Origin of the sequence: Streptomyces sp. WG7 (genome assembly GCF_049975785.1) — a bacterium.
Classification (GTDB): Bacteria; Actinomycetota; Actinomycetes; order Streptomycetales; family Streptomycetaceae; genus Streptomyces.
Map to the genome: position 1 here is coordinate 249,190 of NZ_JBNGGE010000007.1, position 24,721 is coordinate 273,910.

At 72.1% G+C, this 24,721-nt stretch carries 24 protein-coding genes and 1 pseudogene; 11 read left to right on the top strand and 14 right to left on the bottom strand.

Features of this window, described 5'->3' with window-relative positions; all coding sequences use genetic code 11:
• Window positions 1–37: 37 nt before the first annotated feature.
• A complete protein-coding gene (locus ACP4J0_RS10985; protein ID WP_029393865.1) occupies window positions 38–658 on the bottom strand; it encodes an aa3-type cytochrome oxidase subunit III in 621 nt (206 codons plus the stop codon).
• Between the two features lie 188 nt (window positions 659–846).
• Between ACP4J0_RS10985 and ACP4J0_RS10990 the strand changes: the two genes are divergently transcribed.
• A complete protein-coding gene (locus tag ACP4J0_RS10990) occupies window positions 847–1,248 on the top strand; it encodes a hypothetical protein (protein ID WP_426598433.1) in 402 nt (133 codons plus the stop codon).
• Window positions 1,249–1,275: 27 nt separating this feature from the next.
• On the opposite strand, the gene ACP4J0_RS10995 is transcribed toward ACP4J0_RS10990, so the two are convergent.
• The 4 genes from ACP4J0_RS10995 to coxB form a co-directional block, all read right to left on the bottom strand.
• Window positions 1,276–2,553 (bottom strand): Ig-like domain-containing protein, encoded by a 1,278-nt coding sequence (locus ACP4J0_RS10995; RefSeq protein WP_426598434.1) that lies wholly within the window; start codon window positions 2,551–2,553, stop codon window positions 1,276–1,278.
• Between the two features lie 129 nt (window positions 2,554–2,682).
• On the bottom strand, window positions 2,683–3,081 hold the full coding sequence (locus ACP4J0_RS11000; protein ID WP_426526124.1) for a cytochrome c oxidase subunit 4: 399 nt from the start codon (window positions 3,079–3,081) through the stop codon (window positions 2,683–2,685).
• On the bottom strand, window positions 3,078–4,814 hold the full coding sequence (gene ctaD / locus ACP4J0_RS11005; protein WP_426598435.1) for a cytochrome c oxidase subunit I: 1,737 nt from the start codon (window positions 4,812–4,814) through the stop codon (window positions 3,078–3,080). The genes ACP4J0_RS11000 and ctaD overlap by 4 nt, the downstream gene beginning before the upstream one ends.
• The gene (gene coxB / locus ACP4J0_RS11010; protein WP_426526128.1) at window positions 4,811–5,770 is read right to left on the bottom strand and encodes a cytochrome c oxidase subunit II; all 960 of its coding nucleotides are present in this window, start codon (window positions 5,768–5,770) and stop codon (window positions 4,811–4,813) included. Before coxB ends, ctaD begins: the two co-directional genes overlap by 4 nt.
• Before the next feature lie 322 nt (window positions 5,771–6,092).
• Here coxB and ACP4J0_RS11015 point away from each other — a divergent pair, with 322 nt between their 5' ends.
• Entirely contained in the window at window positions 6,093–7,475 is a 1,383-nt protein-coding gene (locus tag ACP4J0_RS11015) for a cysteine desulfurase/sulfurtransferase TusA family protein (protein ID WP_426598436.1), read from the top strand.
• A gap of 101 nt (window positions 7,476–7,576) precedes the next feature.
• Here the strand turns inward: ACP4J0_RS11015 and ACP4J0_RS11020 are convergent, their stop codons facing one another.
• Window positions 7,577–8,551: a carbohydrate kinase family protein gene (locus tag ACP4J0_RS11020; protein ID WP_426598437.1), complete on the bottom strand. Its 975-nt coding sequence runs from the start codon at window positions 8,549–8,551 to the stop codon at window positions 7,577–7,579.
• Between the two features lie 132 nt (window positions 8,552–8,683).
• On the opposite strand from ACP4J0_RS11020, the gene ACP4J0_RS11025 reads away from it, so the two are divergent.
• Window positions 8,684–8,893, top strand: coding sequence for a hypothetical protein (locus ACP4J0_RS11025; RefSeq protein ID WP_426598438.1), 210 nt, complete (start codon window positions 8,684–8,686; stop codon window positions 8,891–8,893).
• A gap of 115 nt (window positions 8,894–9,008) precedes the next feature.
• A complete protein-coding gene (locus ACP4J0_RS11030) occupies window positions 9,009–10,523 on the top strand; it encodes a hypothetical protein (RefSeq protein WP_426598439.1) in 1,515 nt (504 codons plus the stop codon).
• Window positions 10,524–10,614: 91 nt separating this feature from the next.
• Here ACP4J0_RS11030 and ACP4J0_RS11035 read toward each other — a convergent pair whose 3' ends face one another.
• Window positions 10,615–10,971, bottom strand: coding sequence for an iron-sulfur cluster assembly accessory protein (locus ACP4J0_RS11035; RefSeq protein ID WP_279566575.1), 357 nt, complete (start codon window positions 10,969–10,971; stop codon window positions 10,615–10,617).
• A gap of 251 nt (window positions 10,972–11,222) precedes the next feature.
• On the opposite strand from ACP4J0_RS11035, the gene nadA reads away from it, so the two are divergent.
• Together nadA and ACP4J0_RS11045 are read left to right on the top strand one after the other, a co-directional pair.
• Entirely contained in the window at window positions 11,223–12,407 is a 1,185-nt protein-coding gene (nadA, locus tag ACP4J0_RS11040; protein WP_426598440.1) for a quinolinate synthase NadA, read from the top strand.
• 100 nt (window positions 12,408–12,507) lie between these two features.
• Complete coding sequence (locus ACP4J0_RS11045) at window positions 12,508–14,022, top strand: DUF4246 domain-containing protein (protein WP_426598441.1); 1,515 nt, start codon at window positions 12,508–12,510, stop codon at window positions 14,020–14,022.
• Window positions 14,023–14,131: 109 nt separating this feature from the next.
• On the opposite strand, the pseudogene ACP4J0_RS11050 reads toward ACP4J0_RS11045, so the two are convergent.
• From ACP4J0_RS11050 to ACP4J0_RS11070, 5 genes and pseudogenes are all read right to left on the bottom strand, one after another.
• A pseudogene (locus ACP4J0_RS11050) lies at window positions 14,132–14,528 on the bottom strand (efflux RND transporter permease subunit); the annotation flags it as partial.
• Between the two features lie 4 nt (window positions 14,529–14,532).
• A complete protein-coding gene (locus ACP4J0_RS11055) occupies window positions 14,533–15,216 on the bottom strand; it encodes a response regulator (RefSeq protein ID WP_426598442.1) in 684 nt (227 codons plus the stop codon).
• A complete protein-coding gene (locus tag ACP4J0_RS11060; RefSeq protein ID WP_426598443.1) occupies window positions 15,213–16,442 on the bottom strand; it encodes a sensor histidine kinase in 1,230 nt (409 codons plus the stop codon). The genes ACP4J0_RS11055 and ACP4J0_RS11060 overlap by 4 nt, the downstream gene beginning before the upstream one ends.
• 172 nt (window positions 16,443–16,614) lie before the next feature.
• Window positions 16,615–16,899 (bottom strand): PspA-associated protein PspAA, encoded by a 285-nt coding sequence (pspAA, locus tag ACP4J0_RS11065; protein WP_426598444.1) that lies wholly within the window; start codon window positions 16,897–16,899, stop codon window positions 16,615–16,617.
• A 21-nt stretch (window positions 16,900–16,920) separates the two neighbouring features.
• Window positions 16,921–17,712: a PspA/IM30 family protein gene (locus tag ACP4J0_RS11070; protein WP_426598445.1), complete on the bottom strand. Its 792-nt coding sequence runs from the start codon at window positions 17,710–17,712 to the stop codon at window positions 16,921–16,923.
• Window positions 17,713–17,983: 271 nt separating this feature from the next.
• Here ACP4J0_RS11070 and ACP4J0_RS11075 point away from each other — a divergent pair, with 271 nt between their 5' ends.
• From ACP4J0_RS11075 to ACP4J0_RS11085, 3 genes are all read left to right on the top strand, one after another.
• On the top strand, window positions 17,984–18,622 hold the full coding sequence (locus ACP4J0_RS11075) for a DUF3043 domain-containing protein (RefSeq protein WP_426598466.1): 639 nt from the start codon (window positions 17,984–17,986) through the stop codon (window positions 18,620–18,622).
• Between the two features lie 80 nt (window positions 18,623–18,702).
• On the top strand, window positions 18,703–19,404 hold the full coding sequence (locus ACP4J0_RS11080) for a class I SAM-dependent methyltransferase (protein WP_426598446.1): 702 nt from the start codon (window positions 18,703–18,705) through the stop codon (window positions 19,402–19,404).
• Between the two features lie 65 nt (window positions 19,405–19,469).
• Entirely contained in the window at window positions 19,470–20,567 is a 1,098-nt protein-coding gene (locus ACP4J0_RS11085; protein ID WP_426598447.1) for a S1C family serine protease, read from the top strand.
• Between the two features lie 42 nt (window positions 20,568–20,609).
• On the opposite strand, the gene ACP4J0_RS11090 is transcribed toward ACP4J0_RS11085, so the two are convergent.
• Window positions 20,610–20,846 carry a hypothetical protein gene (locus ACP4J0_RS11090; RefSeq protein WP_426598448.1) on the bottom strand — a complete coding sequence of 79 codons (237 nt, stop codon included), beginning with the start codon at window positions 20,844–20,846 and terminating at the stop codon, window positions 20,610–20,612.
• Window positions 20,847–21,028: 182 nt separating this feature from the next.
• Between ACP4J0_RS11090 and ACP4J0_RS11095 the strand changes: the two genes are divergently transcribed.
• Window positions 21,029–22,228, top strand: coding sequence for a bifunctional adenosylcobinamide kinase/adenosylcobinamide-phosphate guanylyltransferase (locus ACP4J0_RS11095; RefSeq protein ID WP_426598449.1), 1,200 nt, complete (start codon window positions 21,029–21,031; stop codon window positions 22,226–22,228).
• Here ACP4J0_RS11095 and ACP4J0_RS11100 read toward each other — a convergent pair.
• Complete coding sequence (locus ACP4J0_RS11100; protein ID WP_426598450.1) at window positions 22,217–22,960, bottom strand: class I SAM-dependent methyltransferase; 744 nt, start codon at window positions 22,958–22,960, stop codon at window positions 22,217–22,219. The genes ACP4J0_RS11095 and ACP4J0_RS11100 overlap by 12 nt on opposite strands.
• A 246-nt stretch (window positions 22,961–23,206) precedes the next feature.
• Between ACP4J0_RS11100 and cobT the strand changes: the two genes are divergently transcribed.
• Complete coding sequence (cobT, locus tag ACP4J0_RS11105; protein ID WP_426598451.1) at window positions 23,207–24,328, top strand: nicotinate-nucleotide--dimethylbenzimidazole phosphoribosyltransferase; 1,122 nt, start codon at window positions 23,207–23,209, stop codon at window positions 24,326–24,328.
• The last annotated feature ends 393 nt before the right edge of the window (window positions 24,329–24,721 follow it).

Below are 24,721 nucleotides of genomic sequence, written 5' to 3' on the forward strand. Positions count from 1 at the left end.
GTCGATGCTTCGGGTATTGCGCGGGTGCGTGCCGCGACTACTTGATCATGTAGATCGTGGCGAAGAGGCCGATCCAGACGACATCGACGAAGTGCCAGTAGTAGGACACGACGATGGCGGCGGTCGCCTGCTCGTGGGTGAACCTCCGGGCCGCGTAGGTGCGGCCGAGGACCAGCAGGAAGGCGATGAGTCCGCCCGTCACGTGCAGTCCGTGGAAGCCGGTGGTCAGGTAGAACACCGAGCCGTACGGGTCCGACGAGAGCGAGAGGCCCTCGTGCTTGACCAGTTCGGTGTACTCGAACACCTGACCGCCGATGAAGATCGCACCCATCACGAAGGTGACGATGAACCACATCCGGAGCTTCTTCACGTCACCGCGCTCGGCCGCGAACACGCCGAGCTGGCAGGTGAGGGAGGAGAGCACCAGGATCGTGGTGTTCGTCGCGGAGAACGGGAAGTTCAACGCGTCGGCCTTCTCGGACCAGAAGTCCGGGCCGGTCACCGATCGCAGGGTGAAGTACATCGCGAAGAGGGCCGCGAAGAACATCAGCTCGGAACTCAACCAGATGATGGTTCCGACGCTGGTGAGGTTCGGCCGGTTGACCGACGGGTGCGCGTGCCCGGTTTCTACTGTCGTTGCTGTCGCCACGACCGACATTATGTCGGTCGCTTATCCCGCCCTCACCCCGGGGGGTGCCGTTCGGAGTGTCCGCACCGTCTGTACTGCCCGTATGGCCCATCGAAGGGCCCCTCGAAGCCGTGTCCGAACCAGTGTTGACGAGGTGTCCGAGGGAGTAGCATCCGGCGCGACGGGCTACGACTGTTTCACTGCGTATCGGAGGAAGCATGCAGCCGACCGCCACGGTGCTGGTCTACAGCGACGACTCCAACACCCGCGAACAGGTGCGGCTGGCGACCGGCCGCCGGCCCGCTCCGGACGTGCCCGTCGTCGAGTTCGTGGAGTGCGCCACCCCGGCCGCCGCGATCAGGGAGCTGGACAAGGGCGGGATCGACGTCTGCGTCCTGGACGGCGAGGCGGTGCCCATGGGGGGCATGGGCCTGTGCCGTCAGATCAAGGACGAGATCTTCCGGTGTCCGCCGGTGCTGCTGCTCATCGCGCGCCCGCAGGACGCGTGGCTGGCGACGTGGAGCCGCGCGGAGGCGGCTGTGACGCTGCCGGTGGAGCCGGTGGAGTTCGCGGGCGCGCTGGCCTCGCTGCTGCGGCAGAAGAGGCTGCAGGGCGTCTGAGGGCGCCTGGGGCGCCCCTCGGGGCGCCTACACCGCCGTCGGTCGCAGCTTCGCCGCCTCCTGGGCGTCCGTGGCGTTCGGGTTGCCACCCGTAAGGGCGCTGCCCGTACGCCATTCGGTCCAGTCCAGGTTCCAGTCGCCGAAGCCGTTGCCGAAGGGTTCCATCGTCTCGCCGGCGGAGTTGACGACCTCGACGAGGTCGCCCTTCTGGACGGTGTCGAAGAACCACTCCGCGCTGGCGGTGCTCATGCCCACGCAGCCGTGGCTGACGTTGGCGGAGCCCTGGGAGCCGACGGACCAGGGGGCGGCGTGCACGTACTCGCCGCTCCAGGTGACCCGGGTGGCGAAGTACACGGGCAGGTCGTACGACTCCGAGGAGCCCTCGGCGATGCCGACGGTGCTGCTGCGCATGCGTACGAAGGGTTCCTTGCCCAGGACCACCTTGACGCCGTTGCGGGTCTCGAAGCCGGGCTTGCCGGCGGTGACGGGGATCTGCCTGATCTCCTCGCCGTCCCGGTAGACCGTCAGCGTGTGCGCGGCGGCGTCGGTGACGGCCACGACGTGGTCGTCCGTGGTGATGGTGAGGGGCTTCGCGGTGCCGCCCCACATCCGGTCGCCGACCTTGATGCCGTCGAGGGTGCTGCTGACCTGGACGGTGGCGTGGGCGGGCCAGTACTCCTCGGGCCGGTAGTGGAGCTTCTTGTCGTCCACCCAGTGCCAGGCGCCCTCCACGGCGGGCGTGGACCGCACCTTCAGGGCGCGTTCCACTATGGCCCGCTGGGCCGGGTCCGCGACCGGTTGGCTCAGTTCCGCGGTGACGGGCTGGCCGACGCCGTACGAGCCCGCCTCGGGTCCGAAGGAGATGTCCAGGGTCTTCTTGGTGGTGGGCCGGCCGGTCTCGAAGGTGAGGACCTTGCGGCCGGGCGCGCCGTCGCCGTCCTCGGTGCTGACCCGCACCGTGTAGCGGGCGCCCGCGGCCAGCGGGGAGGTGCTGTGCCAGCGGGCTCCGTCGGCGGAGAGTTCGCCCGCGACGTGGCGGCCCGCCGCGTCCATGGCGGTGACGTCCGTGATGCGCCCGTCGGCGCCCTCGGCGACGACCTCCAGGGGTTCGTCCGGGTCGGCCTTCTTCCCGGCCTCCGTGGGGCCGTTGAAGGAGATCTGGCCGGCCGCGTCGTACGGCGCGGCGGACAGCGGGTTGTCGTCGCCGCCGGTGCAGGCGGTGACGCCCGCGCCGAGGGCGATCACCAGCAGGGTGCAGCCGACGACCGTACGCCCCCGCGCCTGGAAGTGAACCGTGTTGCTCATGTCCTCACGCTAGGGAGCGACGTCAACGGCGGCACGGCGGGTAAGCCGGACGAGTGAGGACGGTACGGCAGACGAAGGGGCCCGGACGCTCCTTGCGGAGTGTCCGGGCCCCTCGGCGCTCGGCGCGTGCTACTGGGTGCGGTTCTCACCGCGGTAGTACTCGAAGACCCAGCCGAACAGGCCGATCAGCAGGATCGGTGCCGAGAAGTACACGAGCCACCAGCCGACCGCGATGCCCAGGAAGGCGAACGCTCCGCCGATCCCGAGTGCCAGCGGCTGCCAGCTGTGCGGGCTGAAGAACCCGACCTCGCCGGCGTCGTCCGCGACGTCCGCTTCCTTGTTGTCCTGGGCACCCGCGTCGACCCGCCTGGCCGTGAAGGCCAGGTAGAAGCCGATCATGATGGCCAGGCCGAAGGCCAGGAAGAGGGCCGTGGTGCCGGCCGGCTCCTTCGACCAGTAGCCGTAGACGATCGCGACGGCCAGGATGAAGACGCTCAGCCAGATGAAGAGCTTGCCCTGGATCTTCACTTCCCGGCCTCCTTGCCGCCGGCGAGGGCCTTCTCCCCGTGACCGACGTTCTCGAGCTGGTCGAGCGCGGCGACCTCGGGGTGGTGCAGGTCGAAGGCGGGGGATTCACTGCGGATGCGCGGCAGCGTGAGGAAGTTGTGCCGCGGCGGCGGGCAGGAGGTCGCCCACTCCAGCGAACGGCCGTAGCCCCACGGGTCGTCCACGTTGACCGGCTTGCCGTACTTGGCCGTCTTCCAGATGTTGTAGAAGAAGGGCAGCAGCGACATGCCGAGCAGGAACGAGCTGATCGTCGAGATCGTGTTCAGGGCGGTGAAGCCGTCGGCCGCCAGGTAGTCGGCGTACCGGCGCGGCATGCCCTCGGCGCCCAGCCAGTGCTGGACCAGGAAGGTGCCGTGGAAGCCGATGAACAGCGTCCAGAAGGTGATCTTGCCGAGGCGCTCGTCCAGCAGCTTGCCGGTGAACTTCGGCCACCAGAAGTGGAAGCCGGCGAACATCGCGAACACCACGGTGCCGAACACCACGTAGTGGAAGTGCGCCACCACGAAGTACGAGTCCGAGACGTGGAAGTCCAGCGGCGGCGAGGCCAGGATGACACCGGTCAGACCACCGAAGAGGAAGGTGATCAGGAAGCCGGTGGACCAGAGCATCGGTGTCTCGAAGGACAACGAGCCCTTCCACATCGTGCCGATCCAGTTGAAGAACTTCACACCGGTCGGGACCGCGATCAGGAAGGTCATGAAGGAGAAGAACGGCAACAGCACGCCGCCCGTGACGTACATGTGGTGCGCCCACACCGTCACCGACAGACCGGCGATCGCGATCGTCGCGGCGATCAGACCCATGTAGCCGAAGATCGGCTTGCGGGAGAAGACCGGGATGATCTCACTGACGATGCCGAAGAACGGCAACGCGATGATGTACACCTCTGGATGCCCGAAGAACCAGAACAGGTGTTGCCACAGCAACGCTCCGCCGTTGGCCGAGTCGAAGATGTGCGCACCGAACTTGCGGTCCGCCTCCAGGGCGAACAGGGCCGCGGCCAGCACCGGGAAGGCGAGCAGGACCAGCACACCGGTCAGCAGCACGTTCCAGGTGAAGATCGGCATGCGGAACATGGTCATGCCGGGCGCGCGCATGCAGATGATCGTGGTGATGAAGTTGACCGAGCCGAGGATCGTGCCGAAGCCGGAGAAGGCCAGGCCCATGATCCACAGGTCACCGCCGATGCCCGGCGAGTGCACCGCGTCGGACAGCGGGGAGTAGGCGAACCAGCCGAAGTCGGCCGCGCCCTGCGGGGTCAGGAAGCCGCCCACCGCGATGAGCGAGCCGAACAGGTACAGCCAGTAGGCGAACATGTTCAGCCGGGGGAAGGCCACGTCCGGCGCGCCGATCTGCAGCGGCATGATCCAGTTCGCGAAGCCCGAGAACAGCGGCGTCGCGAACATCAGCAGCATGATCGTGCCGTGCATCGTGAACGACTGGTTGAACTGCTCGTTCGACATGATCTGCAGGCCCGGACGGGCCAGCTCGGCGCGCATGAGCAGCGCCATCACGCCGCCGATCACGAAGAACGCGAACGACGTCACCAGATACAGCGTGCCGATCGTCTTGTGGTCGGTGGTCGTCAGCCACTTGACCACGATCTCGCCACGCCTCTGGCGCCGGACCGGCAGCTCGTCCTGGTAGTGGGACCCTGCTGCCGCGGCACCCTGGGGTTCGTTGAGGATGCTCACAGGTTGTTCGTCTCCCGGTTCTTCTCGTGGCTCGTCTGCGCGATGCCCGCGGGAACGTAACCGGTCTGCCCCTTCTTCGCGAGGTCCTGGAGGTGCTGCTCGTAGCGCTCCGGGGAGACGACCTTCACGTTGAACAGCATCCGGGAGTGGTCCACGCCGCACAGCTCGGCGCACTTGCCCATGAAGGTGCCCTCCCTGTTGGGGGTCACCTCGAAGGCGTTGGTGTGGCCCGGAATGACGTCCTGCTTCATGAGGAACGGCACCACCCAGAAGGAGTGGATGACGTCACGCGAGGTCAGGACGAAGCGGACCTTCTTGCCCTTGGGGAGCCAGAGGGTCGGACCCGGGTTGTTGTTCTGCGGGTTCCGTGTGCCCGGGACACCGCAGTCGTAGACGCCGCCGGCGTTCGCCGGGAAGTCGTCCTTGAACCGGTCCGGGATCGCGGCCAGTTCCTTGGAGGTCTTGGCGTCGCCGGTGGAACCTTCGACGTTCTCGACGTGGTTGAAGCACCAGCTCCACTGGAAGCCGACCACGTTGACCGTGACGTCGGGCTTCTTCTCCAGGCTCATGAGTTCGGACTCGTCACGGGCGGTGAAGTAGAACAGCACCGAGACGATGACGAGCGGAACGATGGTGTACAGCGCCTCGATGGGCAGGTTGTACCTGTTCTGCGGAGGAACCTCGACCTTGGTCCGGCTGCGCCGGTGGAAGAAGACACTCCACAGGATCAGGCCCCACACCAGCACGCCGGTGGCCAGCGCGGCAGCCCACGATCCCTGCCACAGGGAGAGGATCCGCGGAGCCTCTTCCGTGGTTGGGGTGGGCATGCCGAGGCGGGGGAAGTCCTCGTATGTGCAACCGGTGGCGGTCGCCAGGACCAGGCCCGCGGTCAGTGCCTGCAGCAGCTTCCGCCGCATCGGGCGCCGCGGCGAGCGGTCGGAGCCGTTGGGACTCACGTAGCGCCTTCCCGAGAGTCTCGCCCGCGCTGTTCGGCTGCGGCCTTCTCGCTGGTCGGTCGCCGCCCTGCGTCGGGCAGGGGTTTGATGTTTATGCGGACCAAACCCTAGCCGACGTCCTCCGGGGGGTCGCGGGGAGGGTGGCATACGCGCCGTCGGTCACTCCGAAGGGTGGGACAGGGCCCCCGCGGGGGCCGGTTCCGCAGGTCGCCGGGCGGCTGACGGTCCGTTGTGCTCGTTCGCGCCCACGCGGCCGAGCCGCATGCCGGCGCGGCCCCGCCCCTCCGGGGCGCTCCCCCGCCGGACGTCATAGCGTTGCCGTGTGTCCTACTTCGATGCCGCCTCCGCCGTTCCTCTTCACCCCGTAGCCCGGCAGGCTCTTCAGGCCTCGCTCGACGAAGGGTGGGCCGATCCCGCGCGGCTCTACCGGGAAGGCCGCCGGGCGCGGTTGCTGCTCGACGCGGCCCGGGAGGCGGCGGCCGAGGCGGTGGGGTGCCGGGCGGACGAGCTGGTGTTCACCCCTTCGGGGACGCGGGCGGTGCATTCGGGGATCGCGGGGGCGCTGGCCGGGCGGCGCCGCGTGGGACCGCACCTGATCGTGTCATCCGTCGAACACTCCTCCGTACTGCATGCGGCCGAGGCGCACGAGGCGGGCGGCGGGACGCTCACGCGGGTCGCCGTGGACCGGACGGGGGCGGTGGACCCGGCGGCGTACGCGGCCGCCCTGCGGGGCGACACCGCGCTGGCCTGCCTCCAGTCGGCCAACCACGAGGTGGGCACCGAGCAGCCGGTGGCGGAGGTGGCCGAAGTGTGCCGGGCGGCGGGCGTGCCGCTGCTGGTGGACGCGGCCCAGTCGCTGGGCTGGGGAAAGGTGGCGGGCGACTGGTCGTTGCTCGCGGGCAGCGCGCACAAGTGGGGCGGACCGTCGGGCGTCGGGCTGCTCGTCGTGCGCAAGGGCGTGCGGTTCGCGCCGCAAGGGCCCGCGGACGAGCGGGAGTCGGGCCGGGCGCCCGGTTTCGAGAACCTCCCGGCCGTCGTGGCCGCGGCGGCCTCGCTCCGGGCGGTGCGGGCCGAGGCGGCCGAGGAGGCGGCCCGGCTGCGGGAACTGACGGACCGGATCCGGGCGCGGGTGCCGGCTCTGGTGCCGGACGTGGAGGTGGTCGGCGACCCGTCGCGCCGGCTGCCCGGCGTCGTCACCTTCTCGTGTCTCTATGTCGACGGGGAGACTCTGCTGCACGAGCTGGACCGTGCGGGCTTCTCGGTCTCGTCCGGGTCGTCCTGCACGAGCAGCACCCTGATGCCGAGCCACGTCCTGAAGGCGATGGGGGTGCTCAGCGAGGGCAACGTCCGGGTGTCGCTGCCGCCGGGGACACCGGCCGGGGACGTCGAGCGGTTCCTGGAGGTGCTGCCGGGCACGGTGGCCGCCGTGCGGGAGAGGCTGGGGGCGCCGTCCGCCTCCGGCACCGTCCGGGAGGGCGGCGGCGACCTCGTCGTGGACGCGGTCGGCCGGCGCTGCCCCGTCCCGGTGATCGAGCTGGCCAAGGTCATCGGCGACGTGCCCGTGGGGGGCACGGTCCGCGTCCTGTCCGACGACGAGGCGGCCCGTCTGGACATCCCGGCCTGGTGCGAGATGCGGGGGCAGGAGTACGTGGGCGAGGAACCGGCGGACACGGGTGCGGCCTACGTGGTCCGCCGGGTGAGCTGACGCCGGCCGGGGGCGCGGGGCCGGAGGCGCGGGGCCGGGCCCGTACGCGGCTGCGCCGCGTGAGCACGGCCGGCCCCGCGCGCCCGGCCCCGGCGGCGGATTCAGCCCAGGTGCCCCTGGACCTCGGTGGCCGCCTCGTCGCCGTACGCCTTGGTGAACCGCTCCATGAAGTGCGCCCGCCTCAGCTGGTACTCCTGCGTGCCCACCGTCTCGATGACGAGGGTCGCCAGCATGCACCCGACCTGCGCCGCCCGCTCCAGCGACACCCCCCACGCCAGTCCGGACAGGAACCCCGCGCGGAAGGCGTCGCCGACACCCGTGGGGTCGGCCTTGCGCTCCTCGTCCGGGACGCCGACCTCGATGGTCTCCTCGCCGGCCCGCTCGATGCGCACGCCGCGCGCGCCGAGGGTGGTGACGCGGTGGCCGACGCGGCCGAGGATCTCCTCCTCGCTCCAGCCGGTCTTGGTCTCGATGAGCCCCTTCTCGTACTCGTTGGAGAAGAGGTAGGTCGCCCCGTCCAGCAGTATCCGGATCTCGTCGCCGTTCATCCGGGCGATCTGCTGGGAGAAGTCGGCGGCGAACGGGATGGACCGCGTGCGGCACTCCTCGGTGTGCCTGAGCATCGCCTCCGGGTCGTCGGCGCCGATGGAGACCAGGTCGAGGCCGCCCACCCGGTCGGCGACGGTCTTGAGCTCGATGAGGCGGGCCTCGCTCATCGCACCGGTGTAGAAGGAGCCGATCTGGTTGTGGTCGGCGTCGGTGGTGCAGACGAAGCGGGCGGTGTGCAGGGTCTCGGAGATGCGCACCGAGCCGGTGTCGACGCCGTGCCGGTCCAGCCAGGCCCGGTACTCGTCGAAGTCCGAACCGGCGGCGCCGACCAGGATCGGCCGGGTGCCGAGCTGGCCCATGCCGAAGGCGATGTTCGCGGCGACGCCGCCCCGGCGTACGTCGAGCTGGTCGACCAGGAAGGAGAGCGAGACCGTGTGCAGCTGGTCCGCGACGAGCTGGTCGGAGAAGCGGCCGGGGAAGGTCATGAGGTGGTCGGTGGCGATGGAGCCGGTGACTGCGATGCGCACGGCGTGGACTCTCTCCTGAGGGGAGGCGGGTTGACAGTTCACGCTACCCGGGAGTGCCCCTGGTCCGAAGCAGGCAAAACTACCCGGTAGTACAACTTTCTTCGCGGTCCGGGACGTGCCTACGGTTCTGTCATGACGAACCTGAGGACCGCCGACCCCGCCCCGGCCGACCTGGACGGCGACCTGGCGTCGCTGCGTGGCGACTGCGCCCGGATGGCCCCGCGCTGGGAGGCTCCGGTGCGGGTCTCCACCCGTCCCGTCCCCGTCTCCCTCATCCACGGCGTGCGGGTGCCGCGGACGTCGGCCCGGCTGCTGGACGCGATGTCGGACTACGGCGACTGAGGGGCGCGGCCGGCCGCTGTGCGGCCGTTCGGGCGACGCGTGACGTCGCCGGGAACCGGATCCTCCCCCACCGCGTCCCATCGCTGTCCCCAGTAACAGCCGAAGGAGCGATGCGGTGAACACCGAGCGACCCGACAACGACGACGCCGGCGCCGCCGACGAGGCCGGCACCGGGCGTCCCGCGCGGCGGCGTCCCCGGGCGGTCGCCGTCGCCTCCGTCGCCGCCGCCGTGCTGCTGGTCGGGACCGGCGGGGCCTATCTGGCCACGTCCGCCTCGGGCGGCGGCCCGGACGGCGGTACGGCGGCCGGGGCGTCGGGCGACGACACTCCCCCGCCGCTCGTCCTGGACGACCACGGGGCCCACACCGGCCAGGGCGGTACGAACGGCATCGCCCCCGGCGAGCCCAACCCCTACGGCGTCACCTACCGCGCCGACGGCACCCTCCCCGAGGGACCCGGCTCGGCGCCCGTCTACCGGGCGGAGGGCGAGGTCACCGAGGCGGAGGTGGCCCGGCTGGCCGAGGCGCTCGGGGTGGACGGAGCCCCCCGCGTGCAGGGCGGGGCGTGGAAGGCGGGCAACGCCGGGGACGGTTCCGGACCGCTGCTCACGGTGAACCGGCAGGCACCCGGCACCTGGACCTTCCACCGCTACGCACCCGGCACCGACAACTGCAAGAAGGGCGCCGCGTGCAAGGCCCCGTCCGCCGACGGGAGCCCGGTGAGCGAGGCCGCCGCGAAGAAGGCGGCGGCGCCGGTGCTGAAGGCGCTGGGCCAGGACGACGCCAAGCTGGACGCGAGCCAGGTCATGGGCGCCCGGCGGGCCGTGAACGCCGAACCCGAGGTCGGCGGGCTGCCCACGTACGGCTGGACGACCGGTGTCGTCGTCGGCGCGCGGGGCGAGGTGGTCGGCGGCAGCGGTCAGGTGAAGGAGCCGGTCGAGGGGGACACGTACCCCGTCCTGGGCGCCGAGGAGACGCTGGCGCTGCTGAACGCGCCGGGCGGCACCTCCGGCGCCGGCATCGGCGGCTGCGCGAGCCCGGTACCGCACCGGGACGGCGTGGACATGCCCTGCGCGCCGCCGACGGACGCGTCGAAGCAGCCCGGGAGGCAGACGGCCACGGTCGAGGACGCGGTGTTCGGGCTGGCCGCGCATCCGGTGCGGGGACGGCAGACGCTGGTGCCGTCCTGGCTGTTCGAGGTGCGGGCGCCGGGCGCGGCGGACGCCGTCACGGTCACGCATCCGGCGGTCGACCCGAAGTACGTGACCACCACCGGCCCCGCCGCGCCGCACACGCCCCCGTCCGGCGAGCCGTCCTCGGCGCCGGGGGACCCGCGGGACGTGCGGGTGAACGGCTACACGGCCGCGGGCGGGGAGCTGACCGTGCACTTCACGGGCGGAGTGTGCTCCGACTACGAGGCGACGGCGGAGGAGCGCGCGGGGAAGGTGACGGTCACGGTGACCGAGACCCCGCAGCCGGAGAAGGTCTGCATCCTCATCGCCAAGGAGTACGAGCGGACAGTGCCGCTGGACGGGCCGCTCGGCGACCGGAAGGTCGTGGGCTCGGACGGCAAGGAGATCCCGGTGCACAAGCCGGGCGCGCGGCTGCCGGCGCCGTCCGGGAGCCGGTGACGGCGATCGCGCGGGCGGGCAAGAGGGCGGCGGCCCGGGGGTGATCCCCCGGCCGCCGCCCTCTGTACGACCGGTGCGTCCGCCGCGCGGCTCAGCTGAAGGAGTCGCCGCAGGCGCAGGAGCCCGTCGCGTTCGGGTTGTCGATGGTGAAGCCCTGCTTCTCGATGGTGTCCACGAAGTCGATGGTGGCGCCGCCCAGGTACGGGGCGCTCATGCGGTCGGTGGTGACCTTGACGCCGTCGAAGTCCTTCACCACGTCGCCGTCGAGCGAGCGCTCGTCGAAGAAGAGCTGGTAGCGCAGGCCGGAGCAGCCGCCGGGCTGGACGGCGACGCGCAGCGCCAGGTCGTCCCGGCCTTCCTGGTCGAGCAGGGCCTTGACCTTGGCCGCGGCGGCGTCGGTCACGATGATGCCGTCGGTGACGGTGGTGGTCTCGTCCGATACGGACATCTACATCTCTCCCGGGTTGTACGGAGACTGCTTGCCGACGGTTCCAACCGGCGGGGCCGCGGATTCATTCCGGGTCGGACCCGTGTCGTGTCCCTCGGCCTTCCCTTCATGCTCGCACACGCCCCGGGGAGCGGACAGCGGCTCGGGCACCGGGATTCACGTCACACCGACACGACGGGCATCGTCAAACTGACGTAAACCAGTTATGATATATAGCGTCAGTTCGACGAAAAGTAGAAAGGGTGCGTGTCGTGACCACCGCCCAAACCCAGGAGCTCGACGTGCAGCCGACGCCCCTCGCCCTGCTCCTCCTCGGCCGCGAGGCCGACCCGAGGAGCGAGCGCGGTGTGGAGTGCCCCGGCGACCTGCCCTCCCCCTCCGACCCGGACCTGGTCGCGCGCGCCCGCGCGGCCAAGGAGAAGCTCGGGGACAAGGTCTTCGTGCTCGGTCACCACTACCAGCGCGACGAGGTCATCCAGTTCGCCGACGTCACGGGCGACTCCTTCAAGCTGGCGAGGGACGCGGCCGCGCGCCCGGAGGCCGAGTACATCGTCTTCTGCGGTGTGCACTTCATGGCGGAGTCGGCCGACATCCTGACCTCCGACGAGCAGAAGGTGGTCCTGCCCGACCTGGCCGCCGGCTGCTCCATGGCGGACATGGCCACGGCCGAGCAGGTCGCCGAGTGCTGGGACGTGCTGACCGAGGCCGGCATCGCCGAGCAGGTCGTACCCGTCTCGTACATGAATTCCTCCGCCGACATCAAGGCGTTCACCGGCAAGCACGGCGGCACCATCTGCACCTCGTCCAACGCCAAGCGCGCTCTGGACTGGGCCTTCGAGCAGGGCGAGAAGGTGCTGTTCCTGCCCGACCAGCACCTGGGCCGCAACACCGCGGTGCGGGACATGGGCATGTCCCTGGAGGACTGCGTCCTCTACAACCCGCACAAGCCGAACGGCGGACTGACCGCCGAGGAGCTGCGCGACGCGAAGATGATCCTGTGGCGGGGGCACTGCTCGGTGCACGGCCGCTTCAGTCTCGACTCGGTGAACGACGTCCGTGAGCGCATCCCGGGCGTGAACGTCCTGGTGCACCCCGAGTGCCGGCACGAGGTCGTGGCGGCGGCGGACCAGGTCGGCTCGACCGAGTACATCATCAAGACCCTGGAGGCGGCCCCGGCCGGTTCCAAGTGGGCCATCGGCACCGAGCTGAACCTGGTCCGGCGGCTGGCGAACCGTTTCGCTTCCGAGGGCAAGGAGATCGTCTTCCTCGACAAGACGGTCTGCTTCTGCTCGACGATGAACCGCATCGACCTGCCGCACCTCGTCTGGGCGCTGGAGTCGCTCGCCGAGGGCACCCTGGTCAACCGCATCGAGGTGGACAAGGAGACGGAGGCGTTCGCGAAGCTGGCGCTGGAGCGGATGCTGGCGCTGCCGTAACCCGGCCGGGTCGGTCCGGCGGGCGGGAAGCCCACGGCCGCGGTGTCAGTCCGCTGCCGTAGGCTTCCCGCCGCCACTCCGACTGGGAGGATCCAGAGCATTGACCGGCCTGTCCGCTTTCCCGCTGCCCTTCAACGCGTCCCGCTCCATATGGTCCGCGAAACCCCGAACGCTGCGGGAACTCGAGATGATGCGGTGCAGCGCCCACATCCGGTCGAAACCGGGGTGGTCCGACAAGATGCACGACCCCGGCATCCTCGCCAGGTGGACGCGGGAAGCGGTCGCCCAGGGGCTCACCGAGGCGCAGGTTCACCACGTGCTCGCCGAACTCGCGCACTACGCCGCGCTGCGCGACGCGCACAGCGGCGTCGAGGTGTCCGCCGTCGACGGGGTGTGGCAGTCGGACACGCTGGTCGACGACGGGCTCCGCTCGCGGCTGCGCGAGGCGGTCCGGGTCCTGGAAGAGGTCCCCGAAGCGGAACGGGACTGGCATCCCGGCTCCGACGGCCAGGTACTGGACCTGGTCCACCCCTCCCTCTTCTGCCTGGTGCGGGAGGTGAGCGGCGCACCCGAGCGGGCCTGGCACAACCCGACGGACCGCTACTCGCGGTACGAGTTCTCGGAGAGGTTCCAGTGGCTCCCCACGGACGTCGACGTCAGTGACGACGGCGACGTCGCCTTCCGTTCGTACGTCAACAACGTGCACCCCGAGGCCCATCGCGAACTGGCCTCCGTCCTGCCGGACCTGTTCGCGCGCATGCGCCCGCTGCTGGAGAACGTGCTCACCGACCTGCGTCATCCGCGTCCCCCGCGGATCGAGGCCGACCCCTTCGGGTGGTACGACGAGTCGCAGGAGCCGGACGAACCGGACGAGTCCTCCTTCAGCGACGAAGAGGCCTACGAAGAGGCCATGCAGGCCTGGGAAGAGGCCAGCGACGACTGGTGGGAGAACCGCCGCCCGGCCGTCCCGGACGCCCCGGTCTTCACCCCGCCCGAGCTGCCGGACGCATCCGCCCGGGTCGACCTGCGCGGCCGCCGTCTCCAGGTCATCGTCAAGCTCGCCACCATCCACCTCACCCCGGACAAGCCCGAGTACGCCGGCGGTTCCTGGCATGTCGAGGGGATGCTGAACGAGCGGATCGTCTCGACCGGCATCTACTACTGGGACAGCGAGAACATCACCGAGAGCCGGCTGGGTTTCCGCACGGCGCTCGACGACCCGCGCTACGAGCAGAACGACCACAACGGCCTGCGCGAGGTCTACGGCCTGGAGAACGAGGACGCGCTGAACCAGGTGCTGGGGTCGGCGTCGACCCCGGCGGGCCGCTGCCTGGCGTTCCCGAACGTCCTGCAGCACCGCGTCGACTCGTTCCGCCTCGCGGACCCCACCCGCCCGGGGCACCGCAAGATCCTCGCGTTCTTCCTGGTCGACCCGTCGGAGAGGATCGTCTCGACGTCCGACGTGCCACCGCAGCAGCCCTGGTCCGACACCTCGACCATGACGCTCGAACAGGCCAGGACCTACCGCGAGGAACTCATGCGGGAACGCAAGTTCTTCGTCGACGAACACAACGAGCAGCTCTACGAACGGGAGTTCTCCCTGTGTGAGCACTGAGGACGTGTGAGCGCTGAGGAGACGCGCGGCCGGCCGCGCTCTCCGGGTCCGGGCCCGCACGCGGGAAGGGGCGCCCCACCGGGGCGCCCCTTCGTCGTACCGACGGATGTCAGACCTGGGCCGGCTCCGGCTCCGGCTCCGGTTCCGGTTCCGGTTTCGGTTCCGGTTTCGGTTCCGCCGAGGAGTGCGGCTCGGGCAGGCCCTTCTTCGCCGCCTTCTTCTTCGCGCGCCGCTCCTTGCGCAGCTCCAGCATCGCGTAGAGCGTCGGGACCAGCAGCAGGGTCAGCAGGGTGCACGTGATCAGACCGCCGATCACCACCACCGCCAGCGGCTGGGGCGATGAAGCCGCCCTCGCCGGTGACGCCCAGCGCCATCGGGAGCAGGTCGATCAGCACGATCGCGTTGGTGACCACGATGCCGATCGGCATCAGCATGCCGATCGCGCCGGTCGCCGCGAACGGGATCGAGACCGGCAGGATCAGCGGCTGGGCCAGCGACCGGAAGGTGAGGTCACTCCACCCTTGGACGTACCAGTCCGGATTCGTACGCGATGACGACCAGCTGGGCCCGGTCGCGGGCGCCCAGCTTGGCCATGGCCCGGTTGACATGCGTCTTCACGGTGAGCGGGCTGACCTCCAGCCGCTCGGCGATCTCGTCGTTGGAGTACCCGCCGGCGACCTGGCCCAGCACCTCGCGCTCGCGCACCGTGAGCGTCTCCAGCCGCTCGGCGCGGGCCGGGTCCCGGTCCTCGCCGGCCGTGCCCTCCTGGGCGAGGAAGCGGGCGATCAGCCCCTTGGTGGCGGTCGGGGACAGCAGTGCCTCGCCGCCGGCCGCGACCCGGATCGCGCTGAGCAGTTCCTCGGGTTCGGAGCCCTTGCCGAGGAAGCCGGAGGCGCCCGCGCGCAGCGACTGCACCACGTAGTCGTCGACCTCGAAGGTGGTCAGGATGACCACGCGGACATGGGCGAGGGCAGGGTCCGCGCTGATCAGGCGGGTGGCGGCGAGGCCGTCGGTGCCGGGCATACGGATGTCCATCAGCACCACGTCGGCGCGCTGTTCGGCGGCGAGCCGGACCGCCTCCGCGCCGTCGGACGCCTCCCCCACCACCTCCATGTCGGGCTCGGAGTCGACCAGCACCCGGAAGGCGCTGCGCAGCAACGCCTGGTCGTCGGCGAGCAGGACACGGATCGTCATACGGGGCCCTCCACGGCTTTGGTGCGGTTCCTGACCGGAAGGATCGCATGGACCCGGAACCCGCCTCCGTAGCGGGGACCGGTGGTGAGGGTGCCGCGCACGGCGGTGACGCGCTCACGCATGCCGAGCAGACCGTGACCGCCGCCGCCACTGCCGGCTCCGGCGGCGTCGCCCTCGCCGGCGCCGTCGTCGAGCACGGTGACCTCGATGTCCGGGCCCACCCTCACGACGCTGACCTCGACCTTAGCCCGGGTCCCCGCGTGCTTGTGCACATTGGTCAACGCCTCCTGGATGATGCGGTAGGCGGCCAGGTCGACGGCGGTGGGCAGGGCCGTGTCCTGGTAGGCCCGCGCCACCTCGACGTGCATTCCCGCATGGTGGAAGGTGGCGACGAGTTCATCGAGGCGGTCCAGGCCGGGGGCGGGTTCGGTCGGGGCCTCCGGGTCGTCGGACTGGCGGAGCAGACCGACGGTGGCGCGCAGCTCGCCCAGCGCGGAACGGCTGGCCTCCCGTACGTGGGCGAGGGCCTCCTTGGCCTGGTCGGGCCGCTTGTCCATGACGTGGGCGGCGACCCCGGCCTGGACGTTGACCAGGGCGATGTGGTGGGCGACCACGTCGTGCAGGTCGCGGGCAATGCGCAGCCGCTCCTCGGCGACGCGGCGGCGGGCCTCCTCCTCGCGGGTGCGCTCGGCCTTCTCGGCCCGGTCGCGGATGGCCTGGACGAAGGCGCGCCGGCTGCGGACGGCGTCCCCGGCGCTGGCGCCTATGCCGGTCCAGGCGAAGACGGCGAGGTTTTCCTGCGCGTACCAGGGCAGGGGTCCGGCGAGCATGGCGGCGCCGGTGAGCACCGTCATGGTGAGCAGGCCGACCCGCCAGGTGGTGGGGCGGTCGGTGGAGGCGGCGACGGTGTAGAGGGCGACGACGGCGGACATGACGACGGGCGCGCGGGGGTCGCCGGTGACGCCCTCGACGACGGAGACGCCGCCGGTGACCGCGAGGACGACCAGTGGGGCGCGGCGGCGGAAGACGAGCGCCGCGGCGCCGACCACCATGAGGACCAGGCTGAGCGCATCGGGGGTGCGCAGGGCCCAGCTGACGCCCTCGGGGCCGTGCGGGTCCACGAAGGAGCCGGCGACCATGCCGATCAGGACGGTTGCCGCGATGGCCGCGTCCAGGGCCAGTGGGTGGGCGCCGATGGTGCAGCGGGCGCGGGCGAGGGTGTTCACGTCGGTTCACCGTAGCCGCGGTGGACGCGTCCTCTCGCCGGGCCCGCGCTCTGCGGCCGCCGGCCCGGGGGCTGCGCCTCCCGGCACCCGCTCCGGCCCGACGGCCTCGTCCTCGCACTCCCCCGGTCCCGGCTCCGCTCGGGTGGGGGACCCCCACGACGGGCCGAGCGATTCACGCACTGCCCGGGATCAGGCCGTCGTCGCTCAGCAGCTCCTGGACCTCTTCCAAGGTGGCGTCCGGGGATGGGAGGATGAGGTCGGACGGCTCCAGAGCGTCGTCGGGCAGCGGCTCGCCCAGTTCGCGGACCTTGGCCAGGAGGGCCTGGAGGGTCGCACGGAAACCGGGGCCGTCGCCGTTCTCCACTTCGGCCTGGAGCTCGTCGTCCAGCTTGTTCAGCTCGGCCAGACGGCCGTCGGCCAGCGTCAGCTGGCCCTCCCCCATGATCCGTACGATCATGTCGCCCTCCTAGGCGTGGGCTTACTGCTTGTCGAAGCGCGGGGTGTCCTGCGGCTGCTGCTGGGACTGCGCCTGGCCCTGGTCCTGGCCGCCCTCGATGGCCTGCCGGTCGGAGGTGCTGCCCCCGGCCAGCTCGGCCTTCATGCGCTGCAGTTCCAGCTCTACATCCGTACCACCGGAGAGCCGGTCCAGCTCGGCCTGGATGTCGTCCTTGTGCATGCCGGACTGGTCGTCCAGGGCGCCGGAGGCGAGCAGTTCGTCGATGGCGCCGGCCCGGGCCTGGAGCTGGGCGGTCTTGTCCTCGGCCCGCTGGATGGCCATGCCGACGTCGCCCATCTCCTCGGAGATGCCGGAGAACGCCTCGCCGATGCGGGTCTGCGCCTGGGCGGCCGTGTAGGTGGCCTTGATGGTCTCCTTCTTCGTACGGAAGGCGTCCACCTTTGCCTGGAGGCGCTGGGCCGCCAGGGTGAGCTTCTCCTCCTCGCCCTGGAGCGTGGCGTGCTGCGTCTCCAGGTCGGTGACCTGCTGCTGGAGCGCGGCGCGCCGGGAGAGCGCCTCGCGGGCCAGGTCCTCGCGGCCCAGCGCCAGCGCCTTGCGACCCTGGTCCTCCAGCTTGGACGACTGGGACTGGAGCTGGTTGAGCTGGAGCTCCAGTCGCTTGCGGCTGGTCGCCACGTCGGCGACGCCGCGGCGCACCTTCTGCAGCAGTTCCAGCTGTTTCTGGTACGAGTAATCGAGGGTCTCGCGCGGGTCCTCGGCCCGGTCAAGGGCCTTGTTGGCCTTCGCGCGGAAGATCATCCCCATACGCTTCATGACACCGCTCATGGGCTTCGCGCGCCCCCTTCTGACCGACTCCGGCTCCAGCACCTGCGACAGAACCCACAGTACGGGCCCTGCATCCATTACCGCACTGTTCGGGGACGGATGCGCTCATCCCCAAGGACGACTGCGTACGCTCCCGGTCCGGCGTAGGGAGTAGGTGCTTCCCGGGTTGTCCGGTAATGGCCCGGCGCCCGGCGGTGTACGCAACGTCCGCTCTGTCCACTTACAGACGACCGGCGTTGCCGGATCGTTCCCCACCGGACTGGGGTCCACACCCCGATACCCCGTACCCTTGGGTTTTGTGTTCCGTAGCCGTGCCAAGGAAGAGAAGGCACCGAGCCTCGTCAAGACGCCGGTGACCGACTCCAAGCAGCCCCGTGATCCGCAGGCCCCGAAGGGAAGGCCGACGCCCAAGCGCAGTGCGGCCCAGTCCCAGCGCCGCAGCGTCGCCAACACGCCGTTGACGCGCAAGGACGCCGCCAAGCGCCAGCGCGAGGAGCGCCGGACCGCACTGGCGCGGCAGCGCGAGGCGCTGGCGAAGGGCGACGAGCGGTACCTGCCGGCCCGTGACAAGGGTCCGGTCCGCAAGTTCGCGCGCGACTTCGTCGACTCCCGGTTCAACATCGCGGAGTACTTCCTGCCGATGGCCGTGGTCATTCTCGTGCTGAGCATGATCCAGGTGCCCGTGCTGCAGAACGTCGCGCTGCTGCTGTGGCTGTTCGTGATCGTGCTGATCGTGCTGGACTCGCTCGTCAGCGGCTTCCGGCTGAAGAAGCGCCTCGCCGAGCGCTTCCCGGACGAGCGCAGGCGCGGCGCGGTCGCCTACGCGCTGATGCGCTCCCTCCAGATGCGCCGGCTCCGGCTGCCCAAGCCCCAGGTCAAGCGCGGGGAGCGGCCCTGAGCACCACGCCGTTCCAGGGCGCGGCCGAGGCCCGGCCGGCCGGGCCGGGCGACCTGCGGGACGTCGTCCGGCAGGAGCTGGTGGCCCGGCAACTGGACGAGCAGATAGCCGGGCGCTTCCCGGTCGGCAAGCGGCTGCGGGTGCTGGACGTCGGCATGGGCCGGGGCACCCAGGCGCTGCGGCTGGCACGGGCCGGGCACCAGGTGACCGGCGTGGAGCGGGACGTCGCCATGATCGCCGCCGCGCGCGACGCCCTGGCCGGCCAGCCGGAGGGCATCCGGGAACGGATGCGGATCATCGAGGGCGACGGCCGGGACACCGGCGTGCACTTCCTGCCGGGCAGCTTCGACGTGGTGCTGTGCCACGGCGTGCTCATGTACGTCGAGGAGCCCGACCCGCTGCTCGCGGGGCTGGCCCGGATGCTCGCGCCGGGCGGGCTGCTGTCTCTCCTGGTGCGCAACGGCGACGCGCTCGCCATGCGCCCGGCCCTGTGCGGCGAGTGGGCCGGCGCGCTGGCGGCATTCGACACCACCGCCTGCCGCGATCACCTCGGCCTCGACGTCCGCGCGGACCGGCTGGCGACGCTGACGGCGAAGCTCGCGGGCATCGGCGCCCCGCTGAACGCCTGGTACGGCGTCCGGGTCTTCACGGACGCGGCGCCCGACGGCGCCCCGGTCCCGGACGACCTTGAAACCCTGCTGGCCGCCGAGGCGCGGGCCGGCCGGACCGACCCGTACCGCGGGGTCGCGGCGCTGCTGCATCTGTGCGGGGTGCGCGGGTAGGACCGCGGCGCCCGTTCGGGTGCTCACCGGGGGCCGGGGTTCCGGTGCGCGGTGAGACTCGGGGCATGGATGCTTCCCCTGCCCGCCGTACCCGTGTGCCCCGGCTGCTCGGCCCGGTCGCCGCGCTGGCCTGCTCCCTGCTGCTCGCCGCCGGCTGCTCCGACGCCGGCGCCGGGTCCGGCACGGGGTCCCGGGACGAGCCGGAGGCCGGCACGGCACGGGCCGCGGCGCCCCTCGCGGCCAACGACCTGCAGGCCGACTACGAGCGGGTGATCAAGGACGTACTCCCGTCGGTCGTGCAGATCCAGGCGGGCGACTCCCTGGGCTCGGGGGTCGTGTTCGACGACAAGGGGCACGTCGTCACCAACGCGCACGTCGTCGGGGACAGCGAGTCGTTCCGGGTCACGACCGCCCGGAACGAGGACGCCCTCGCCGCCGTACTCGTCTCCTCCTACCCCGAGCAGGACCTCGCCGTCATCAGGCTGGAGAAGGTGCCCGACGGCATGAGGGCGGCCCGCTTCGCGGACTCCTCGAAGGTCGCGGTCGGGCAGATCGTGCTGGCGATGGGCTCGCCGCTCGGGCTGTCCTCCAGCGTGACGCAGGGCATCGTGTCGGCGACCGGACGGACCGTCACCGAGGGCAGCAGCGGGGGCGGTACGGGCGCGACCATCGGCAACATGGTGCAGACGTCGGCGGCCATCAACCCCGGCAACAGCGGGGGCGCCCTCGTCAACCTCGACGGCGAGGTGATCGGCATTCCGACGCTGGCGGCGACCGACCCGGGCATGAGCGAGAGCGCGGCGCCCGGCATCGGGTTCGCGATCCCGGCGTCGATGGTGAGGACGGTCGCCGGCCAGATCGTCGAGGACGGCCGGGTCACCGACTCGGGGCGGGCGGCGCTCGACATCACCGCCCGTACGGTCGTCGACCACGGCTACCGGCCCGCGGGCGTCGCCGTCGTCGAGGCCCGTGACGGCGGGGCCGCCGACCGGGCGGGGCTGCGGCCCGGGGACGTCATCGTCCGGCTGGGCGACACCGACATCACCACGATCACCGCACTGGCCGAGGCGCTGGCGTCGATGGAGCCGGGCGACCGGACGAAGGTGACGTACACCCGCAACGGCGACGAGCGCACCGCCGAGGTGACGCTCGGCGAACAGTGAGGGGCCGGGGGCGGCCCGGTGGGGCCCGCCCCCGGCCGCCGGTCAGGCCTCCGGCTCCGGGGCCGCCTCGGCCTCCTCGGCGTGCAGGCTCATCGGACCGTAGATCTCGGTGGCGTCCTCGAACAGCCGCACCTGGTCGGTGCCGCCCTCCTTGAGGTCCTTCCAGTACTCACCGATCCAGGACTCGGCGTCCCCTTGCGTGGTGAACTCCTCGGGCTCCACCGCGGGCTGGACCTCCGTCCCGCCGGCCGTCTCGAACCGCCACGTCCATGCCGCCATGTACGCCTCCAAGATGTCAGCACATGCAGAGCGGAAGCCGGATCTTGGTCCGGCCTCCGACCGCAGCCTATGCGCTGAGCCGGGTGCGCCGTGGAAGGCCGGGGCAACAGGGGAGCCACCCACGGCCCCCTCGAAAAGGCCTCGGGCGCGCACGACGCCGGGCGACCGGGGAAAATCGGGGCGTGGACGTGACTCTGCTCGGCACCGGTGCCCCCGCGGGACTCCCCCGCCCCGACTGTCCCTGCGCGGCCTGTGCCGCGGCCCAGGGCGAGATGGCGCGCGCGGCGACCGCGCTGCTGGTGGACGGGGCGCTGCTGCTCGACCTGACGCCCGGCGCCGCGTTCGCCGCCGCGCGCGCCGGGCGCTCCCTGACCGGCGTACGGCAGGTGCTGCTGTCCCACCCGCACGACGGTCCCGCCGTGGAGGTGCCGGCCGGGCTGCCGCAGCCGGGGCGGGTGCCGGACGGGCGGGAGCTGGCGCTCCTGACCGGGCACCGGGTGCGGGCGGTGGCGATGGACGCGCCGGGCACCGGGTACGCCGTGACCGGGCCGGACGGGCAGCGGCTGCTGTACCTGCCGCCGGGCGGCGCGCCGGCCGGTCTGGAGGAGCCCGCCGAGTCCTACGACCTGGTCCTCGCGGACGTCGTGGGGCGGCCGGACGCGCTGGCGAGGCTGCGGGCGGTGCGCGCGGCGGGCCCGACGACGGACGTCGTCGCCGTCCACCTCGGCCACGACGTGCCGCCGGGGCGGGAGCTGGCGCGGCGGCTCGCGTCGGCGGGGGCGCGGGCGGTGCCGGACGGGACGACGCTGGTGGTGGGCTCCTACGAGGACGTGCCCGACGTACCGCGGCGCACGCTGGTCCTGGGCGGCGCCCGGTCGGGCAAGTCGGTGGAGGCCGAGCGGCGTCTGGAGGCCTTTCCCGAGGTGCTGTACGTCGCGACGGGCGGCTCCCGCAACGGGGACACCGAGTGGGCGGCGCGGGTCTGCGCGCACCGGGAGCGGCGGCCGGGGTCGTGGCGCACCGCGGAGACGTGCGATCTGGTGCCGTTGCTGAAGGACGACGGGCCGGCCCTGCTCGTCGACTGCCTGTCGCTGTGGCTGACGGACGCGATGGACGCCGTCGGGGCGTGGGACGACGCGGAGTGGGCCGACGGCGGTGAACGGGCCCTGCGGGACCGGGTGCGGGAGCTGACGGAGGCGGTGCGCGCCACCCGGCGCACCGTCGTCGCGGTGTCGAACGAGGTGGGGTCGGGGATCGTGCCGGCCACGGCGTCGGGCCGCCGCTACCGCGACGAACTCGGGCGGCTGAACGCGGCGTTCGCGGCCGAGTGCGAGCAGGTCCTGCTGGTGGTGGCGGGGCAGGCGCTGGTGCTACGGGGCTGACGGGTACCACGGGGCCGACGCGTCCTTGCGGGCGATGACGCGGTGGCTCCGCGCGCCGGTGAGCACCGTGCAGCCCTGCGCCCCCAGTTCGGCGCGCAGGTCCGCCGGGTGCGAGGCGCCGGGCGGGAGGGCGAGCAGGCGGCGCGGGTCCGCCACGTCCACGAGCAGATGGCCGCCGGGGCGGAGCACGTGGAGGGCGGCGCGCAGTTCGGCGCGCGGGTCCGGGACGCGTTCCAGGTGGTGGAAGAGGCTGACGACGTCGTACCGGGCGCGCAGGCGGGCCGCGATGTGCGGGTCCGTCAGCCGGCCGACGAACGCCTCCTCGACGCGCTCGACCGCACGGGCGCGCAGGACGCGGTGGTGGGGGTCCAGGCCGTCGAAGGAGGTGTACGGGAAGAGGGCGCGCGCGGTACGGGGGAAGTCGGCGTCGCCGGTGCCGACGTCCAGCCAGCTCTCGGGTTCGGGGCAGCGGCGGAGCATCGCGCGGGCGGCCAGGCCGTGTCTCAGGCGGACTCCGGCCCGGACCAGCGGGTGCTGCGGGCCGGGGGTGCGCGGGGGGTTGCGGAAGGCGTGCCGGCAGTCCAGGCAGCGTTCGAGGACGGAACGGCCGGGGACGGATTGGCGCCAGTCCTCGCCGCGCCGGTCCTCGCGGCGCGGGCGGGTGCGCAGCCGCCGCGAGCCGCACCAGGGGCAGTCGTCGCGGTACGGCCGGTACCGGGGCACGGGAGGCACCGGGGGGACGGGAGGCCGCGCCGATGCGGCGGAGGGTGCGGGGGGTACGGACATGGGCGGCTCCCGGCAGAGAGGAGGAGAGCAGGACAGGAGAGCGGGGCAGGAGGGCGGGGCAGGAGGGCGGCGTACGACAATCCACGCAAAACGTTACGTAGGTGATCGCGATCCGGGGTGCAACGACGCAGCGTGGGCGCGGTGCGCACCGGTCCTCCGTCGTGTCCGGCCGGGGCCGGTACTGTTCGGCGAATGAGCTCGCTGAATCTCGACGACTTCACCGATCTGATCGAGCGCCCCGACGGCGGAGTGCGCCGCGACGCCGAGGCGCGCCGGGAACGTCAGGTCGTCCCGCCCGGATCGCTGGGCCGCCTGGACGACCTGGGCGAATGGCTGGCCGCGGCGCAGTCCGCGGTACCGGTGCGGCCGGTCGAACGGCCCCGGGTGGTGCTCTTCGCGGGTGACCACAAGGTCGCCGAGCTGGGCGTCTCGGCGCGGCCCGCGGGCGGCGCCGGTGAGCTGGTGCGCGAGGTGCTGGAGGGCGGCCGGCCGGTGTCCGTGCTCGCCCGGCGCCTCGGCGTGCCGGTGCGGGTCGTCGACATGGCCCTGGACTGCGACCCCGAGACGCTGCCGGCCGAGGTCGCGGGGCACCGGGTACGGCGCGGCGGCGGGCGCATCGACGTCGAGGACGCGCTGACCCTTGAGGAGGCGGAGGCCGCCTTCCGGGCCGGGATGGCGGTGGCCGACGAGGAGGCCGACTCCGGTACGGATCTCGTGGTGCTCGGCGACGTGAGCGTGGGCGGCACCACGGCGGCGGGCGTGCTGGTCGCCGCGCTGTGCGGGACGGACGCCTCGGTCGTCACCGGGCGGGGCGGGCTGGCCATCGACGACCTGGCCTGGATGCGCAAGTGCGCGGCGATCCGCGACGCGCTGCGCCGGGCCCGGCCGGTGCTCGGCGACCAGTTGCAGCTGCTCGCGACGGTGGGCGGCGCCGACCTCGCCGCGATGACGGGCTTCCTGCTGCAGAGCGCGGTGCGGAAGGTGCCGGTGATCCTGGACGGCGTCGTGACGGCCGCGTGCGCGCTGGTCGGGCAGCGGGTCGCCTTCCGGGCGCCGGACTGGTGGCTGGCCGCCCACGACAGCGGGGAGCCGGGCCAGGCCAAGGCGCTGGACCGGATGGCGCTGGAACCGCTGCTGTCCCAGGGCGTGACGGTGGGCGAGGGCGCGGGGGGCCTGCTGGCGCTGCCCCTGGTGCAGGCCGCGGCGGCGCTGGCGGCGGAGTTGCCGGAGGTCTCCGCCGATGAGACCGCCGACGAGTCCGCCGAGGTGACCGTCGATGAGGCCACCGACGAGGCCCCGGCCGACGCCCGGTGAACCGGCGTCGTCCGCTCACCCGGCGGAGGTGCGGGGCGGTGGGGTGACACGGCGCCGTGCCCGGAGTCCGGGGCTCGAGGCCCCCGCGTCCGGCGCCCGGGGCCCGGGATCCCGCACCCGGGGTCCGGGATCCGGGGCTCGAGGTCCCGCACCCGGGGTCCGGCGTCCCACACCCGGCGCCCAGGGCCCGAGGTCCCGCACCCGGCGCCCAGGGCCCGGCGTCCCGCATCCAGGCCCAGGGCCCGAGGTCCCGCATCCAGCGCCCAGAGCCCGGCATCCCGCACCCGGCGCCCAGAGCCCGGCATCCCACACCCGACGCCCAGAGCCCGGCATCCCACACCCGACGCCCAGAGCCCGGCATCCCACACCCGACGCCCAGAGCCCGGCATCCCA

What these genes read in the sequence shown, in the direction of transcription:
- ACP4J0_RS10985 (WP_029393865.1), bottom strand. Translation starts at nt 658, where the DNA reads ATGTCGGTCGTGGCGACAGCAACGACAGTAGAAACCGGGCACGCGCAC.
- ACP4J0_RS10990 (WP_426598433.1), top strand. Translation starts at nt 847, where the DNA reads ATGCAGCCGACCGCCACGGTGCTGGTCTACAGCGACGACTCCAACACC.
- ACP4J0_RS10995 (WP_426598434.1), bottom strand. Translation starts at nt 2,553, where the DNA reads ATGAGCAACACGGTTCACTTCCAGGCGCGGGGGCGTACGGTCGTCGGC.
- ACP4J0_RS11025 (WP_426598438.1), top strand. Translation starts at nt 8,684, where the DNA reads ATGACGAACCTGAGGACCGCCGACCCCGCCCCGGCCGACCTGGACGGC.
- ACP4J0_RS11035 (WP_279566575.1), bottom strand. Translation starts at nt 10,971, where the DNA reads ATGTCCGTATCGGACGAGACCACCACCGTCACCGACGGCATCATCGTG.
- ACP4J0_RS11055 (WP_426598442.1), bottom strand. Translation starts at nt 15,216, where the DNA reads ATGACGATCCGTGTCCTGCTCGCCGACGACCAGGCGTTGCTGCGCAGC.
- pspAA (WP_426598444.1), bottom strand. Translation starts at nt 16,899, where the DNA reads ATGATCGTACGGATCATGGGGGAGGGCCAGCTGACGCTGGCCGACGGC.
- ACP4J0_RS11070 (WP_426598445.1), bottom strand. Translation starts at nt 17,712, where the DNA reads ATGAAGCGTATGGGGATGATCTTCCGCGCGAAGGCCAACAAGGCCCTT.
- ACP4J0_RS11085 (WP_426598447.1), top strand. Translation starts at nt 19,470, where the DNA reads ATGGATGCTTCCCCTGCCCGCCGTACCCGTGTGCCCCGGCTGCTCGGC.
- ACP4J0_RS11090 (WP_426598448.1), bottom strand. Translation starts at nt 20,846, where the DNA reads ATGGCGGCATGGACGTGGCGGTTCGAGACGGCCGGCGGGACGGAGGTC.
- cobT (WP_426598451.1), top strand. Translation starts at nt 23,207, where the DNA reads ATGAGCTCGCTGAATCTCGACGACTTCACCGATCTGATCGAGCGCCCC.